The organism is Niveispirillum sp. BGYR6, from assembly GCF_027568365.1.
Classification (GTDB): domain Bacteria; phylum Pseudomonadota; class Alphaproteobacteria; order Azospirillales; family Azospirillaceae; genus Niveispirillum.
The window spans coordinates 1-13,260 of record NZ_JANLNL010000014.1 but is presented as its reverse complement, the minus strand read 5'-3'; the positions used below and the strand labels follow the sequence as shown (position 1 = coordinate 13,260).

The window sequence follows — 13,260 nt, the reverse complement described above, 5'->3', positions numbered from 1 at the left end:
GCGAAATTAATCCACCAGACCGCCATCAGCCAGGATCGGGGCCGGATTATAGACCGGAGCCGGCGCCGGGGCCTTGGCGGCGGTGCCGGTCAGCACCTCCACGGTGCCGGAGAGCTGGCCACCATTTTCCACTTCCAGCGTGCCATAGCGGATATTGCCCTGGATCTTACCGGTGGCGCGCACCCGCAAGGTGCCGCGCACAGTGATATCGCCTTCGAAGCGGCCACCAATATCGGCATCGTCGATTTCGACCGAACCCTTGAACAGGCCCGTATCGGCGATTTCCACGATGCGGCCGTCACGCAGCTTGGCTTCCACCGTGCCTTCCACCACCAGCACATCACAGGCGGCGATCTCACCCGACAGGCTGATGTCGCGGCCGACGATCAGCTTGCGCATTTCCGTCGCCGGGGTGGCGCTGTCCGTGCTGGGGGTGGTGCGCTTGGGCGGGGTGCCGGGAATATCCACCACGCGGCGCGGAATATCCGACTTCAGCGCCGCACCGGGAGCCGTGCCGGGGGCGGGACTGGTGGAAAAGGGCGTGTTCATCGATGGCCTCGTGCTGGTTTCGGAACCCGTGCTGGGCGGGGTGGGGCTGACGAAAGGCGAATAGGCGCTGCGCTCCCCGGTTGCCGGGGCTGCCGGCGCCTGTGGGGGAACGGGTGGTTCCGCGGCCGCCGCGAAACCAGGGCCCCCGCCGCTGGCCGGCGCCGGCTCAGGGACAGGCGGCGGTGGCGGTTCCGGCTTGACGGGCATGGAGGGCGGTTTCTGGCGTCGGAACATGGTGGAAAAGTCCCTGGTCTCGCTTCAACGGGCGGTCTTGGCGCCCCGGTGGCCGAACCTGCAAATGGTTATCACATCTCCACCCCCCGTGCAGCCGCCTCCGGCGGCAAAGAACGGCGGATCTGTTCAAAAAGATGCACCATGAAGGCGGCGGCCACGACGGGCACGACAAGATTCACGATCGGCAGTGACGAAATAAAGGCAATAATGATGCCAGCCGCAAAAAGTCTCAGCTTTTCCTGCACGCGCAGCCAGTGCACAGCCGGCTTGTTCAGCCGCCGCACGGCCACCAGTTCATAATATTCCCGCCCGATCAGATAGCCATTGACCAGATAAAAGACGACCAGATTGACCACCGGCACGAAATAGAGCGGCAGCGCCACCAGGTTCAACAACAGCACCAGCCCCAGAAAGCGCAGACTTTCCGCAATGGACCGCCAGAGCGGGATTTCCAGCGCCGGCCCCAGATGCGGGTAATGCCGGCGCTCCACCGCCTCCACAATCCCGTCCAGCATCAGGGAGGAGATGGCCACGGTGACGGCCGGGAACATCATCCAGGCCAGGAACAGCCCGGCCAGGCCGCCCAGCAGATCGATCCCCGTATCCAGCCAGGGAATATCGAAGAAGCTTGTATGGGTCAGCGCCCAGCCGAACCCGGCCAGCAGCAGGGCAAACATCACAAGGCTGCCCAGGATGGACAGGATGATGGTGCGGGTGAACGCCTTGTCCGGCAATTGCAGCACGGCGCGTGTCAGATGGGCAATCATCACGATTTAAGCGTCCCCGTCAGCCATCCATGCGTTCCAAGCGTTCATATGGGTATCAGGCTGCACTTGCCGCAAGGCCCGCCATGTCTATACTCCGCGCCAATTCCCCTATTTGGTTGGAGAGTATTCGTGACGACTGCGTATGATGTCGTGGGTATCGGCAATGCCATCGTGGATGTGATCGCCAAGGCCGATGAGGCTTTCCTGGCCGCCAATGGCATGGCGAAAAGCGGGATGCGTCTGATCGACGCCGCGCAGTCGGAAGATCTCTACAGCAAGATGGGGCCGGGGCTGGAAATGTCCGGCGGGTCGGCCGGTAACACCATGGCCGGCATTGCCGGCCTGGGTGGCAAGGGCGCCTTCATCGGCAAGGTGGCGCATGACCAGCTGGGCAAGGTCTATCGCCACGATATCCGCGCCGTCGGCGTGCGCTTCGATACGCCCGACCTGACCGATGGTACGCCCACCGGCACCTGCCTGATCCTGGTGACGCCGGATGCGCACCGCACCATGAATACCTTCCTGGGCGCCTGCCAGCTGCTGACCCCGGATGATATTGATCCGGCGCTGATCCAGTCGGCCAAGGTGACGTATCTGGAAGGCTATCTGTGGGACCCGCCGGCCGCCAAGGAAGCCTTCCTGAAGGCTGCCAAGCTGGCGCATGAGGCCGGGCGCAAGGTGGCCCTGTCGCTGTCCGATGCCTTCTGTGTGCATCGCCACCATGAAAGCTTCCTGGAACTGGTGCGCGACCATATCGACATCCTGTTCGCCAATGAAAGCGAGATCACGGCCCTGTACGGCGGCGATTTCGAGAGTGCCGCCGCCGCCGCCCAACGCGATGTCGAGGTTGTGGTGCTGACCAAGGGCGAACAGGGCGCCTATGTCTTCACCGGTGGCCAGCGCGTCCATGTGAATGCCGAGCCGGTGGCCCAGGTGGTGGATACGACCGGTGCGGGCGACCTGTTCGCTGCCGGCTTCCTGTTCGGTTATACCAATGGCCGCGACCCGGAAAGCTGCGCCCGTCTGGGCGCCATCTGCGCCGGGGAGATCATCAGCCATTATGGTGCCCGTTCGGAAGCCAATCTGGCCGAACTGGTGAAGGCCAAGGGTCTGTAAGCCAGAGGCTGGCCTTGCCATTGATCAGGGGGGGGGCGGTCCGCCGGGCGGCCCCCTTTTTGCTGGCACGAACAACTTCAAGGCTTGAGTTTAAGAACAAAACAAGAACATAATACGGCATGACAAACCGTGCCGACACCATTGCCGCGCTGCGTGCGCGGCTGTCCGTGATGGACCGCATCCGCGCGCCTGCGGGGCAGGAAGCCCTATCGCTGGGGCTGGTGGCGCTGGATGGCGCGCTGGCCGGGGGCGGGCTGGTGCGCGGCGGCCTGCATGAATTTCTGGGGGAGGCGGCGGATGCCGCCCCGCATGGTTTTGTTGCCAGCCTGCTCGCGCGGCTACCGGTGACGGCGGGGCCGGTGCTGTGGTGCCGCCTGCCCCCACCCGATGCACCCACCGACAGTCCCTATGCGCCGGGGCTGGTCTGTCTGGGGGCTGATCCCGACCGGCTGATCCTGGCCCGCCCCCGGACGCTGGAGGACGCGCTGTGGGTTCTGGAGGAGGCGTTGCGCTGCCCCCGGCTGGGTGCCGTGGTGGGCGATGGCATCACCCCGCCCCCGGTGGCCGGGCGACGGTTGCAACTGGCGGCGGAGGAAGGGGGGATGCTGGGGATGCTGATCCTGCCGCCGCAGGGTCGCCCACCGCCTTCCACCGCGCTGACCCGCTGGCGGGTACGCGCCCTGCCCGACCGGCCGGGTGAGGGGGATTGGGGGCGGCCCTGCTGGCAGGTGGATCTGCTGCGGGCACGCGGCGGCGGCCTGACCGGTACAGCCGCCGATTCGGGCACATGGAAGGTGGTGTGGGATGACGCGGCGTTTCGTCTGCATCTGGTTGAGCCGTTGGCCAACGGACCGGTGGCAGCGGCGGAATAGCCCTGGCGGCACCCATCCCGGCCCGCTGGCCCTGGTGCTGCCCGGCCAGGGCGGCATCCGCCTGCACGCGGTCAACGCCCTGGCCAGTGCCGATGGCCTGTCGGTGGGCATGTTGCTGGCCGATGCCCGCGCCCTTTGCCCCGCCGTGACGGCCCCGCCCGCAGACCCGGCAGGCGACCGGGCGGAGCTGGGCCGGCTGGCCCTGTGGGCCCAGCGCTATACACCGCAGGCCGCCAGCGATGGTGCCGACGGGCTGGTGCTGGATATCACCGGCTGCGCGCACCTTTGGTCTGGGGAAGTGGGCTTGCTGGCCGACCTGTCGCGGCGGCTGCGCCGGGCCGGGTTGACCCACCGGCTGGCCCTGGCCGACAGCCCCGCCGCCGCCTGGGGTTGGGCCCGCCACCGGCCCGCCGGGGCGGGTGAGATTCTGCCGACGGGTCGCGCCGCGTGGGAGGCACTGCTGGCCCTGCCGCTGGCCGCCCTGCGGCTGGATGCAGCGCTGACCGCCGATCTGGCGCGGGTGGGGCTGCAACGGGTGGCCGACCTGCACCGCCTGCCCCGCGCACCCCTGACCGCCCGCTACGGCACCGCCCCCGCCCGCCGGCTGGACCGGCTGCTGGGGCTGGGGGCGGAACCGCTGGCCCCGCAGGCCCGCCCGCCGCAGTGGCAGGCCCGGCTGCCACTGGCCGAACCGATCTTCACCCGCGACGCTATCGATACCGGGCTGGACCGGCTGCTGCGCGACCTGTGCGGGCAATTGGAAGCCAGCGGGCGGGGGGCAAGGCGGCTGGAACTGCTGCTGGTACGCAGCGACGCCAGCCAGCAGACCCTGGCACTGGGAACCGGGCAGCCATTAAGGGATATTTCGACTCTGAAACGATTATTTCGGGAGAAGCTGGATCAGGCTGAACCTGGTTTCGGTATCGAAATGATGTTGTTGACGGCGACGCTGACGGATCGCTTCACCGCCAGCCAGACGGCCCTGGGCAGCGGCGATGCCTTCGCCCTGACCTTTCTGCTGGATCGGCTGTGCAACCGCCTCGGCCCCGATCGCATCGGCCCGCCCTTGGCAGAGGATGAACATCAGCCGGAACGGGCGGTGGGGTTTGCCGGTGGGGGGATGGGGGGACAAAACCTCACTGGCCCGGCAGCGGAAATCTCGAAAGGCGTTACCCCCATCTCTACCGTCACCCCGGCGCAGGCCGGGGTCCAGGGGCCACAGGCGCTTTGCTCTACGAACCTGGACCCCGGCCTGCGCCGGGGTGACGGTGGGGTATGTGAAGTGGGTAATGAGGGAAGGGCGAAAGGAGAGGCCAACACTCCCACCCCCTGGCCCAAGGCCCAGCCGCGTGCCCACAGCCCGCGTCCGCGCACTTGGCAGGTGGAGGCCCCCCGCCCGCTGCTGCTGCTGGACCCGCCGGAACCGGTGGAAAAACCTGAAGCCGCCGCTCTGGTCTGGCGGGGGCGGCGGCATGGGATTGACTGGATGGAAGGGCCGGAGCGCATCCGGCCCGATTGGTGGCGCGCGCGGCCCGGCACCACGCGGGATTATTTCCGCCTGCAACTGGCCGATGGCCGCCGGCTCTGGCTGTTCCGCACGGCGGAGGAGGTGCCGCGCTGGTTCCTGCACGGGCTGTTCCCATGACCCGCCCCACCCCCGCCTATATTGACCTGGAAGTGACCAGCAATTTCAGCTTCCTGCGCGGGGCCTCCCACCCGGCGGAACTGGTGCTGGCCGCCGCCGCCCTGGGGCGCAAGGCCATCGGCATCACCGACCATGACAGTCTGGCGGGGGCCGTGCGCATGATGGCGGCGTGCGAACAGCAACGGATGCGGCTGGTGGTGGGGTGCCGGCTGAACCTGGCCGATGCGCCGCCGGTGCTCTGCTACCCCACCGACCGCGCTGCCTATGGTCGGTTGACCCGGCTGCTGACCCTGGGCAAGCGCCGCATGGGCAAGGGGGAAACCCATCTTTCCCTGGCCGATCTGGCAGCAGCCTGCGAGGGGATGATCCTGGCCGTCCTGGCCCCGCCGGGCCGCCCCCTGCCGGCACGGCTGGCCCGGCTGCAGGCCGATCTACAACGGTTCCAGGCCCTGCCCGCCGCCGGGCTTTATCTGGCAGTCGCCCCGCTTTACCAGGGCTATGACCGGCCCCGGTTGGTGCGGCTGGGGCAATTGGCCGATGGGCTGGGCATCGGGCTGCTGGCCAGCCATGATGTGCGTTACCACAGCCCGGATCGCCAGCGCCTGCATGATGTACTGACCTGCATTCAGCATGGGCGCAGGTTGGCCGATGCCGGGCGCTGCCTGCCGGCCCATGCCGACCATTATCCCAAAACCGATCAGGCCATGGCCCGGCTGTTCGCCGCCCGGCCCGATGCGCTGGCCGCCACGCTGGAACTGGCCGACCGCTGCCATTTCAGCCTGCGCGAACTGCGCTATGACTACCCCATTGATCCCGTCCCCGATGGCCGCACCCCACAGCAGGAGCTGGAACGGCTGGCCCTGATCGGGGCCGACTGGCGCTACCCGGCGGGCGTGCCGGAAAAGGTGCGCCATCTGCTGGATTATGAGTTCAAGCTGATCGCCCAGCTGAACTACGCCCCCTATTTCCTGACCGTGCATGACATTGTGCGCTTTGCCCGGTCGAAGGAAATCCTCTGCCAGGGGCGCGGATCGGCGGCCAATTCCGCCGTCTGTTACTGCCTGGGCATCACCGCCGTCGACCCGGCGGTGAATGAGCTGCTGATCGAACGTTTCATCTCCCCCGACCGGGACGAGCCGCCCGATATCGATGTCGATTTCGAGCATGAGCGGCGGGAGGAGGTGATGCAGTATATCTACAATAAATATGGGCGCGACCATGCCGGGCTGGTCGCCACCGTTATCTGCTACCGCTCCCGCATGGCGATCCGGGAGGTGGGCAAGGTGCTGGGCCTGTCCGATGATGTGATCGGCGCGCTGGTGCGGCTGGGCTGGAACTGGCGCGATGTGCAGCCGGATGAGGCAGCACGGCAGGCCGGGCTGGACCCGGCCGACCCCACCCTGGCGCTGTGCATGGAACTGGCGGCGGAACTGCGCGGCTTTCCCCGCCACCTGTCCCAACATGTCGGCGGCTTCGTCATCGCCCGGTCGCGGCTGGATGAGCTGGTGCCGATCGAGAATGCCGCCATGGCGGATCGCACCGTGGTGGAATGGGACAAGGATGATGTGGAAACGCTGGGCCTGCTGAAGATCGATGTGCTGGCACTGGGCATGTTGAGCTGTCTGCGCCGGGGGTTTGAGCTGCTGGCCCAGCGCCAGGGGCGGCCCTTCGGGCTGGCCGATGTGCCGCCGGAAGATGAAAAAACCTATCAGATGATCCAGCGGGCCGACACGATCGGCGTGTTCCAGATTGAAAGCCGGGCGCAGATGTCCATGCTGCCGCGCCTGCGCCCCAACACCTTCTATGATCTGGTGATCGAGGTTGCCATCGTCCGCCCCGGCCCCATCCAGGGCAATATGGTGCATCCCTATCTGCGCCGCCGCCAGGGGCTGGAACGGGTGGAATATCCCAGCCCGGCGCTGAAGGCCGTGCTGGTGCGCACGCTGGGCGTGCCCTTGTTCCAGGAACAGGCGATGCAGATCGCCATTGTCGGGGCCGGCTTCTCCCCCGCCCGCGCCGACCAGTTGCGCCGCGCCATGGCCACCTTCAAGAAGACGGGCGGGGTGGAGGCGTTCCGCGACGAGTTCATCCGCGGCATGATCGCCAATGGCTATCACGCCGATTTCGCCCAGCGCTGTTTCAGCCAGATCGAAGGGTTCGGCAATTACGGCTTCCCGGAAAGCCATGCCTGTTCCTTCGCGCATCTGGCCTATGCCTCTTCCTGGCTGAAATGCCATCACCCCTCGATCTTCACCTGCGCCCTGCTGAACAGCCAGCCGATGGGCTTTTACAGCCCGGCCCAACTGGTGCGCGATGCGCGCGACCATGGGGTGGAGGTGCGGCCGGTGGATATCAACCGGTCGGAATGGGATTGCACGCTGGAGGAAGGGCGCGGCCCCCATCCGCCGCTGCGCCTGGGCTTCCGGCAGGTGCGCGGCCTGCGGGAAGCCGATGCCCTGGCCATCGCGCAAGGGCGGGGTACGGGCTATCGCACCATCCGCGATGTCTGGAAACGGGCCAGGCTGCGGGTATCGGTGCTGGAACGGCTGGCCGATGCCGATGCCTTTGCCAGCCTGGGCCTGGACCGGCGTCAGGCGCTGTGGCAGGTGAAGCGGCTGGGGGACAAGCCGCTGCCTTTGTTTATGGTTGCGGAGGAAGCCGCCCGATTCGGCGACAACCAGCCCCCCGCCGATCTGGGGGATGAACCGGAAGTGATCCTGCCCCCCATCCCGGTGGGTGAACAGGTCTGGGCCGATTACCGCACCCTGCAACTCACCCTACGGGCCCATCCGATGCAGTTGCTGCGCCCGGCACTCGCCGGGCTGGGGCTGGTGCGGGCGGAAGACCTGCGCACCCTGCCCGATGGGCGGCGGGTGGAACTGGCGGGGCTGGTGCTGGTGCGCCAGCGGCCGGGCACGGCATCGGGCGTCATCTTCGTGACGCTGGAGGATGAGACGGGCACCGCCAATGCCATCGTCTGGACGTCCATCCAGGAACGCTATCGCCGGCCCCTGATGGCCGCCACCCTGATGGCGATCCGGGGGCGTTTGCAGAAGGAGGGGGAGGTGATCCATCTGGTGGCGGAAAAGCTGACCGACCTGTCCTTCCACCTGCATGGCTTGCGTCAGGTGGGGGAGCCACGGCAGGATGCCGCCCCGCCATCCCCCCTGCCCCCACCTTTGCCCGATGCCATGGCCGCCAAGGTGTTCGGCGAAGGGCGCAATTTCCATTGATTGAGGAGCAAACCGACCATGGCCTCACATCTGGGTGCCCTGACCCTGCTGGTCCGCGACTATGACGAGGCCATTGGCTGGTACCGCGACAAGCTGGGCTTCACCCTGCTGGAAGACAGCGATCTGGGCGGCGGCAAGCGCTGGGTGCGCCTGGCCCCGCGCGGCGATAATGCCACCTGCCTGCTGCTGGCCCGCGCGGTGGGGCCCCAGCAGGAAGCCGCCATCGGCAACCAGGCCGGCGGCCGGGTCTTCCTGTTCCTGCACAGCGATGATTTCATCCGCGACCATGCCGCCATGCGGGCCGCTGGGGTGACGTTTCTGGAAGAACCAAGGCACGAGGCCTATGGCAGCGTCGCCGTGTTCCAGGATCTCTATGGCAACAAGTGGGACTTGTTGCAGAAGCGGTAAGTCAGGGGAGCGAGGCGGCACGGAGCCCCAGGGCCGTTGCCGCCCCCACAAGCTTTTGATCCAGGCTGATCAACCGCAGGCCATTTTCACCCGCCACGGCAAGATGCAGGGCATCACCAGCCCGCAACGACAAATCATGTCGATCAGCAAAACGGGCTGCCAAACGGAAATGTTCCGGCCCGATGGGTACAGTCGTGAATGATCGTGAAGCATGACGATTGAACAGAGCCATTGCGTCTGCCCGATGGGGTGCGCTGATCTGACCTGTCCGCAACTTGATCGACAGGGCGGAAGAGAATTCGGTGATGACCCAATCGCTGATGAACAGGCTGCCCAACCAGGCCTGTGCTTTCCCGGTGGCCGCCTCCCGCGTCAATGCGGATACCAGCAACGATGTATCCAGATAGAAGCTCAATAGCGGGCACCATCCCGCATTTGGCGTACAAGGTCTGCTGCGTCCTGAGGGGCTTCCGCCATCTGATCGGTCAGCGCCTTGAAGGCGGCAACATCAACGGCCATACGGGACGGGACGACCGCCACCAGTTCCACCGCTGACCCGTTCTGGGCATTGATGCGAACAGCTTCGCCGCCGGCAGCGCGGGCCACCAACTCATCCAGTTGATCTTTTGCCTGGGCCAGCGTCACCGTGCGCATCGCGGTACCTCCTTGATGTCTGCCTTCAATATAGCATCGATACCCCTTATCCCCAACCTGTCAGAACCCCGTATCCGGGTTCAGATGCGTGACCGTGAAGCCCCGCAGTGCCGCCAGCCGGTTGGCCACCACCAGCCGGTGACAGGTACGGTGGTCGGCTTCAAAACACAGCAGGCAGGATGGGGCGGATGCGGCCAGTTCGCCGGCCAGTGCCAGCTCATATTCCGCCTCCGGCCGGGCCAGCCCCGCATCGACGATTCGCCAGAAATCAGCCATCCGGCCCGCCCGGTTGGCCAGCCGCCCTTCCTTGGGCGTACCCAGCTTCTTCAGGTGCAGATACTCAATGCCATCGGTCTCCAGGCTGGCGCGCAAGGGGGATTTGGAAAAGCCGGCCCGGCGGGACGAGGGCAGTTCGCGCACATCAATCAGCCGCCGTACCCCCGCCGCTTTCAACGCCGCGATCACCGCCCCCTGCGATGCTGCCTCGTACCCGATGGTGAAAATCTCCATGCCTGTTCCTCTCCCGCAATGAATCGGACCCGCCATGCGGGGCGTGCGCGGCTTGGCCCTTGTCAGGGGGCCGCCACTCCACTATACACGACCGCTCTATCGGACGGCGAGGCCGGGCGCGATGCCCGGGGCATGCCCACCGTCCACATAGATTGAAAAGGACCGAAAATGCCCAAGTTGAAGAACCATTCGGGCGCCAAGAAGCGGTTTAAGTTTACCGCTTCCGGCAAGGTGAAGGCCCAGGCCGCTGGCAAGCGCCACGGTATGAGCAAGCGCCCCCTGAAGATGAAGCGTAACGCACGTGGTACGTTCGTTATGTTTAAGGCCGACGGCGAGAAGATCGCCGAGAATTTCCTGCGGGTTAAGTGAGGAGGCTGACTAATGGCACGCGTTAAGCGGGGCGTCACCACCCACGCCCGTCACAAGAAGATCCTGAAGCTCGCCAAGGGCTATCGTGGTCGCGGTTCCAAGTGCTATCGCGTTGCGATTGAAAAGGTCGAAAAGGCGCTTCGTTACGCCTATCGCGACCGTCGCAACAAGAAGCGCGATTTCCGCGGCCTGTGGATTCAGCGTATCAACGCCGGTGCACGTCTGCACGGCCTGAAGTACAGCACGCTGATCCACGGCCTGAAGCGCGCCGGCATCGAGCTGGACCGTAAGGTTCTGTCCGATATCGCCGCCCGCGAGCCGGACACGTTCAAGGATCTGTGCGGCAAGGCCCAGGCCGCGCTGCAGGCCGCCTGATAACCCATCCAAGGGTTTTCAGCGGACAGATTGGGAAAAGGGGCTGGCCCGTTGGGCCGGCCCCTTTTTTCTTGGGATTTCGGTGCCAGCCCTGATTCGTGCTAGAATCACCTGAATGCTGCCCGGTCATGGAGGGATGCCATGGGATCGCTGACCATCCGCAATCTGGATGATAGCCTGTTGCAGGGCCTGACCGCGCGCGCCCGCCTGTCCGGTCGCAGTGTGGAAGAGGTGGCAGCCGACATCCTGGCCAGCGCTGTACAGCCGGTCCCCGGTATGGACCGGGTGGAACTGCTGACACGGATGGATGCTTTCCGGGCGCAGACGGCGGGTACCGAGCAAACCCCCTCCGAAGTTCTGTTGCGCCAGATGCGGGACGAAGGGTGAAGCTGGTTGTTGACAGCAGTGTCGCCATCAAATGGCTGATCACGGAAGCAGATTCCGATCAGGCGGCACCGTTGCGCCTGCATGATCTCTGGGCGCCGGAGCTGTTATGGGCGGAGGTGGCCAGTATTCTGTGGAAGAAGGTGCGGCTGGGCCAATTGACCGGCCCCATGGCCGAAACCGGCCTGCTGTTTCTCCGGGCCATGCCCATCACCAGCGTTCCCCTGGCCGATCTGGCACAGCAGGCATTGAAACTCGGCTATAGTCTTGATCACTCCCCTTACGACATGTTCTTTGTCGCCTTGGCGCTTCGGGAACGGATGCCGCTGGTCACTGCCGATGAACGGCTGATCCGCAGCATCCGGGAAAAACAACCGCTCTGGGCGACCGATATCGTTTCGCTTCGCCAGTTCCAACCGGGCTGATGCCCCTTCATTGTTTTCCAGGACCATCATGGACACGCTCGACACTCTTCAGTCCGAATTGCTGGCCACCATCGCCGGGGCCTCCGACAGCGCTGCGCTGGAGGAGGTGCGCGTGTCGGCCATGGGCAAGAAGGGCCGCATCACGGCGCTGATGGGCGACATGCGCAACCTGACACCGGATGAGCGCAAGACGCGCGGTGCCGCCCTGAACGCCGTGAAGACCGCTGTGGAAACCGCCATCGAGGCGCGCCGCGGCGAACTGAAGACCGCTGAACTGGCCCGGAAGCTGGAGGCGGAGCGCATCGACGTCACCCTGCCGTCCCGCCCGGAAAGCCAGGGCCGGATCCACCCGATCAGCCAGACGGTGGATGAGATCGTGGCCATTTTCGGTGCCATGGGCTTCACCGTCGCCGAAGGGCCGGATATCGAGACGGATTTCCATAATTTCACAGCACTGAACATCCCGCCGGAACACCCCGCCCGGCAGATGCACGATACCTTCTATCTGCCGCCGGCTGCCGATGGGGCGGCGCGCGTGCTGCGCACCCATACCAGCCCGGTGCAGATCCGCACCATGCTGACGGAAAAGCCGCCTATCCGCATCATCGCCCCGGGCCGCACCTATCGCTCCGACTATGACCAGACCCATACGCCGGTGTTCCATCAGGTGGAAGCGCTGGTGATCGGGGAAGATATCCATATGGGCCATCTGAAGGGGACGCTGCTGGAATTCTGCCGCGCCTTCTTCCAGATCGACGATCTGCCCATCCGCTTCCGCCCCAGCTTCTTCCCCTTCACCGAACCGTCGGCGGAGATCGATATCGGCTGCGCGCGCAAGGGCGGGGAACTGAAGCTGGGCAATTTCGGCGACTGGCTGGAAATTGGCGGCAGCGGCATGGTGCACCCCAAGGTGCTGGAAAATTGTGGTATCGACAGCACCAAGTATCAGGGCTTTGCCTTTGGCATGGGGATTGAGCGCATGGCGATGCTGAAATACGGCATCCCCGATCTGCGCACCTTCTTTGAGGCCGATCTGCGCTGGCTGAAGCATTACGGCTTTGTGCCGCTGGACCAGCCCAATCTGGCCCAGGGTCTGGCCCGCTGAGGCGCGGCAGCTGCTGCCAAAGTGGACGTGGTGCAGAAAAGCGCCAGCACCAACCGACACCATCAGCTGGTCCCGCCCCATGGCGGGACCTTGCTTGATCAGGGGCGCCCTGCGCCACATCAGTCCGGGAAAGCACAAGGCTGAGGTCATCCACAGGCGGGGATCACGGAAATCCTTGAAGCCGTGGAATACGCACCCCTGGAATGGGTCGACTGGTTCAACAACCACCGCCTGCCCGAACCCATCGGAAATACCCCGCCTGCCGAGGCCGAACAATGCTATTCCTTGGAGTGAACAGCAAAAACCCCAGCAAGACGTTGATCTTGCTGGGGTTTTTGTATGGATGCGGGGACAGGATTTGAACCTGTGACCTTCAGGTTATGAGCCTGACGAGCTACCGGGCTGCTCCACCCCGCGTCAGAGGGGATTTGTTTCCCCAAACGGTAACGCCGCCTTTATGAGGCGGCGTTGGTGTTTTTGGATTTCGTGACGTGTTGTTACCTGTTACGAGCGGACCTGGCGGTGACCTACTCTCCCGTGCCTTAAGACAAAGTACCATTGGCGCAGAGGGGTTTCACGGCCGAGTTCGGGATGGGATCGGGTGGGGGGCCCTC

At 65.3% G+C, this 13,260-nt stretch carries 15 protein-coding genes, 1 tRNA gene, 1 rRNA gene and 1 pseudogene; 11 read left to right on the top strand and 7 right to left on the bottom strand.

Features of this window, described 5'->3' with window-relative positions:
• Nucleotides 1-6 precede the first annotated feature (6 nt).
• Together PCJ49_RS22035 and PCJ49_RS22030 are read right to left on the bottom strand one after the other, a co-directional pair.
• Nucleotides 7-783: a polymer-forming cytoskeletal protein gene (locus PCJ49_RS22035; protein ID WP_269912859.1), complete on the bottom strand. Its 777-nt coding sequence runs from the start codon at nucleotides 781-783 to the stop codon at nucleotides 7-9.
• Nucleotides 784-854: 71 nt separating this feature from the next.
• Nucleotides 855-1,550 carry an EI24 domain-containing protein gene (locus PCJ49_RS22030; protein WP_269912962.1) on the bottom strand — a complete coding sequence of 232 codons (696 nt, stop codon included), beginning with the start codon at nucleotides 1,548-1,550 and terminating at the stop codon, nucleotides 855-857.
• Nucleotides 1,551-1,679: 129 nt separating this feature from the next.
• Here PCJ49_RS22030 and PCJ49_RS22025 point away from each other — a divergent pair, with 129 nt between their 5' ends.
• The 5 genes from PCJ49_RS22025 to PCJ49_RS22005 all read left to right on the top strand — a co-directional run bounded on the left by PCJ49_RS22025 (nucleotide 1,680) and on the right by PCJ49_RS22005 (nucleotide 8,824).
• Entirely contained in the window at nucleotides 1,680-2,666 is a 987-nt protein-coding gene (locus tag PCJ49_RS22025) for an adenosine kinase (protein ID WP_269912858.1), read from the top strand.
• A 119-nt stretch (nucleotides 2,667-2,785) separates the two neighbouring features.
• Nucleotides 2,786-3,538, top strand: coding sequence for a hypothetical protein (locus tag PCJ49_RS22020; RefSeq protein WP_269912857.1), 753 nt, complete (start codon nucleotides 2,786-2,788; stop codon nucleotides 3,536-3,538).
• Nucleotides 3,471-5,183 (top strand): DNA polymerase Y family protein, encoded by a 1,713-nt coding sequence (locus PCJ49_RS22015; RefSeq protein WP_269912856.1) that lies wholly within the window; start codon nucleotides 3,471-3,473, stop codon nucleotides 5,181-5,183. Before PCJ49_RS22020 ends, PCJ49_RS22015 begins: the two co-directional genes overlap by 68 nt.
• A complete protein-coding gene (locus PCJ49_RS22010; RefSeq protein WP_269912855.1) occupies nucleotides 5,180-8,416 on the top strand; it encodes an error-prone DNA polymerase in 3,237 nt (1,078 codons plus the stop codon). The genes PCJ49_RS22015 and PCJ49_RS22010 overlap by 4 nt, the downstream gene beginning before the upstream one ends.
• Before the next feature lie 18 nt (nucleotides 8,417-8,434).
• Complete coding sequence (locus tag PCJ49_RS22005) at nucleotides 8,435-8,824, top strand: VOC family protein (protein ID WP_269912854.1); 390 nt, start codon at nucleotides 8,435-8,437, stop codon at nucleotides 8,822-8,824.
• 1 nt (nucleotide 8,825) lies between these two features.
• Here PCJ49_RS22005 and PCJ49_RS22000 read toward each other — a convergent pair whose 3' ends face one another.
• Genes PCJ49_RS22000 through PCJ49_RS21990 form a run of 3 tightly spaced genes read right to left on the bottom strand, consistent with a single transcriptional unit; the run spans nucleotide 8,826 to nucleotide 9,988 of the window.
• Nucleotides 8,826-9,239 carry a type II toxin-antitoxin system VapC family toxin gene (locus tag PCJ49_RS22000; RefSeq protein ID WP_269912853.1) on the bottom strand — a complete coding sequence of 138 codons (414 nt, stop codon included), beginning with the start codon at nucleotides 9,237-9,239 and terminating at the stop codon, nucleotides 8,826-8,828.
• The gene (locus PCJ49_RS21995; protein ID WP_269912852.1) at nucleotides 9,236-9,478 is read right to left on the bottom strand and encodes a type II toxin-antitoxin system prevent-host-death family antitoxin; all 243 of its coding nucleotides are present in this window, start codon (nucleotides 9,476-9,478) and stop codon (nucleotides 9,236-9,238) included. The genes PCJ49_RS22000 and PCJ49_RS21995 overlap by 4 nt, the downstream gene beginning before the upstream one ends.
• A 60-nt stretch (nucleotides 9,479-9,538) precedes the next feature.
• The gene (locus tag PCJ49_RS21990) at nucleotides 9,539-9,988 is read right to left on the bottom strand and encodes a DUF488 domain-containing protein (RefSeq protein WP_269912851.1); all 450 of its coding nucleotides are present in this window, start codon (nucleotides 9,986-9,988) and stop codon (nucleotides 9,539-9,541) included.
• A gap of 168 nt (nucleotides 9,989-10,156) precedes the next feature.
• On the opposite strand from PCJ49_RS21990, the gene rpmI reads away from it, so the two are divergent.
• From rpmI to PCJ49_RS21960, 6 genes and pseudogenes are all read left to right on the top strand, one after another.
• The gene (gene rpmI / locus PCJ49_RS21985) at nucleotides 10,157-10,357 is read left to right on the top strand and encodes a 50S ribosomal protein L35 (protein WP_029012316.1); all 201 of its coding nucleotides are present in this window, start codon (nucleotides 10,157-10,159) and stop codon (nucleotides 10,355-10,357) included.
• A gap of 12 nt (nucleotides 10,358-10,369) precedes the next feature.
• Nucleotides 10,370-10,732: a 50S ribosomal protein L20 gene (rplT, locus tag PCJ49_RS21980; protein ID WP_089290299.1), complete on the top strand. Its 363-nt coding sequence runs from the start codon at nucleotides 10,370-10,372 to the stop codon at nucleotides 10,730-10,732.
• Nucleotides 10,733-10,873: 141 nt separating this feature from the next.
• The gene (locus PCJ49_RS21975) at nucleotides 10,874-11,119 is read left to right on the top strand and encodes a hypothetical protein (protein WP_269912850.1); all 246 of its coding nucleotides are present in this window, start codon (nucleotides 10,874-10,876) and stop codon (nucleotides 11,117-11,119) included.
• Complete coding sequence (locus PCJ49_RS21970) at nucleotides 11,116-11,541, top strand: type II toxin-antitoxin system VapC family toxin (RefSeq protein WP_269912849.1); 426 nt, start codon at nucleotides 11,116-11,118, stop codon at nucleotides 11,539-11,541. Before PCJ49_RS21975 ends, PCJ49_RS21970 begins: the two co-directional genes overlap by 4 nt.
• Nucleotides 11,542-11,569: 28 nt before the next feature.
• Nucleotides 11,570-12,646, top strand: a complete 1,077-nt coding sequence (pheS, locus tag PCJ49_RS21965) for a phenylalanine--tRNA ligase subunit alpha (RefSeq protein ID WP_269912848.1) — start codon at nucleotides 11,570-11,572, stop codon at nucleotides 12,644-12,646.
• A gap of 127 nt (nucleotides 12,647-12,773) precedes the next feature.
• Nucleotides 12,774-12,940: pseudogene (locus PCJ49_RS21960) on the top strand (IS3 family transposase); the annotation flags it as partial.
• A 46-nt stretch (nucleotides 12,941-12,986) separates the two neighbouring features.
• Here the strand turns inward: PCJ49_RS21960 and PCJ49_RS21955 are convergent.
• Both PCJ49_RS21955 and rrf read right to left on the bottom strand, forming a co-directional pair.
• Nucleotides 12,987-13,063: transfer RNA gene (locus PCJ49_RS21955), tRNA-Met, on the bottom strand.
• A 97-nt stretch (nucleotides 13,064-13,160) separates the two neighbouring features.
• A 5S ribosomal RNA gene (gene rrf, locus PCJ49_RS21950) occupies nucleotides 13,161-13,260 on the bottom strand; the annotation flags it as partial.

Coding starts and splice junctions, on each gene's coding strand:
- PCJ49_RS22035 (WP_269912859.1), bottom strand. CDS start 783: ATGTTCCGACGCCAGAAACCGCCCTCCATGCCCGTCAAGCCGGAACCG.
- PCJ49_RS22030 (WP_269912962.1), bottom strand. CDS start 1,550: ATGATTGCCCATCTGACACGCGCCGTGCTGCAATTGCCGGACAAGGCG.
- PCJ49_RS22020 (WP_269912857.1), top strand. CDS start 2,786: ATGACAAACCGTGCCGACACCATTGCCGCGCTGCGTGCGCGGCTGTCC.
- PCJ49_RS22015 (WP_269912856.1), top strand. CDS start 3,471: ATGACGCGGCGTTTCGTCTGCATCTGGTTGAGCCGTTGGCCAACGGAC.
- PCJ49_RS22010 (WP_269912855.1), top strand. CDS start 5,180: ATGACCCGCCCCACCCCCGCCTATATTGACCTGGAAGTGACCAGCAAT.
- PCJ49_RS22005 (WP_269912854.1), top strand. CDS start 8,435: ATGGCCTCACATCTGGGTGCCCTGACCCTGCTGGTCCGCGACTATGAC.
- PCJ49_RS21995 (WP_269912852.1), bottom strand. CDS start 9,478: ATGCGCACGGTGACGCTGGCCCAGGCAAAAGATCAACTGGATGAGTTG.
- PCJ49_RS21990 (WP_269912851.1), bottom strand. CDS start 9,988: ATGGAGATTTTCACCATCGGGTACGAGGCAGCATCGCAGGGGGCGGTG.
- rpmI (WP_029012316.1), top strand. CDS start 10,157: ATGCCCAAGTTGAAGAACCATTCGGGCGCCAAGAAGCGGTTTAAGTTT.
- rplT (WP_089290299.1), top strand. CDS start 10,370: ATGGCACGCGTTAAGCGGGGCGTCACCACCCACGCCCGTCACAAGAAG.
- PCJ49_RS21975 (WP_269912850.1), top strand. CDS start 10,874: ATGGGATCGCTGACCATCCGCAATCTGGATGATAGCCTGTTGCAGGGC.
- pheS (WP_269912848.1), top strand. CDS start 11,570: ATGGACACGCTCGACACTCTTCAGTCCGAATTGCTGGCCACCATCGCC.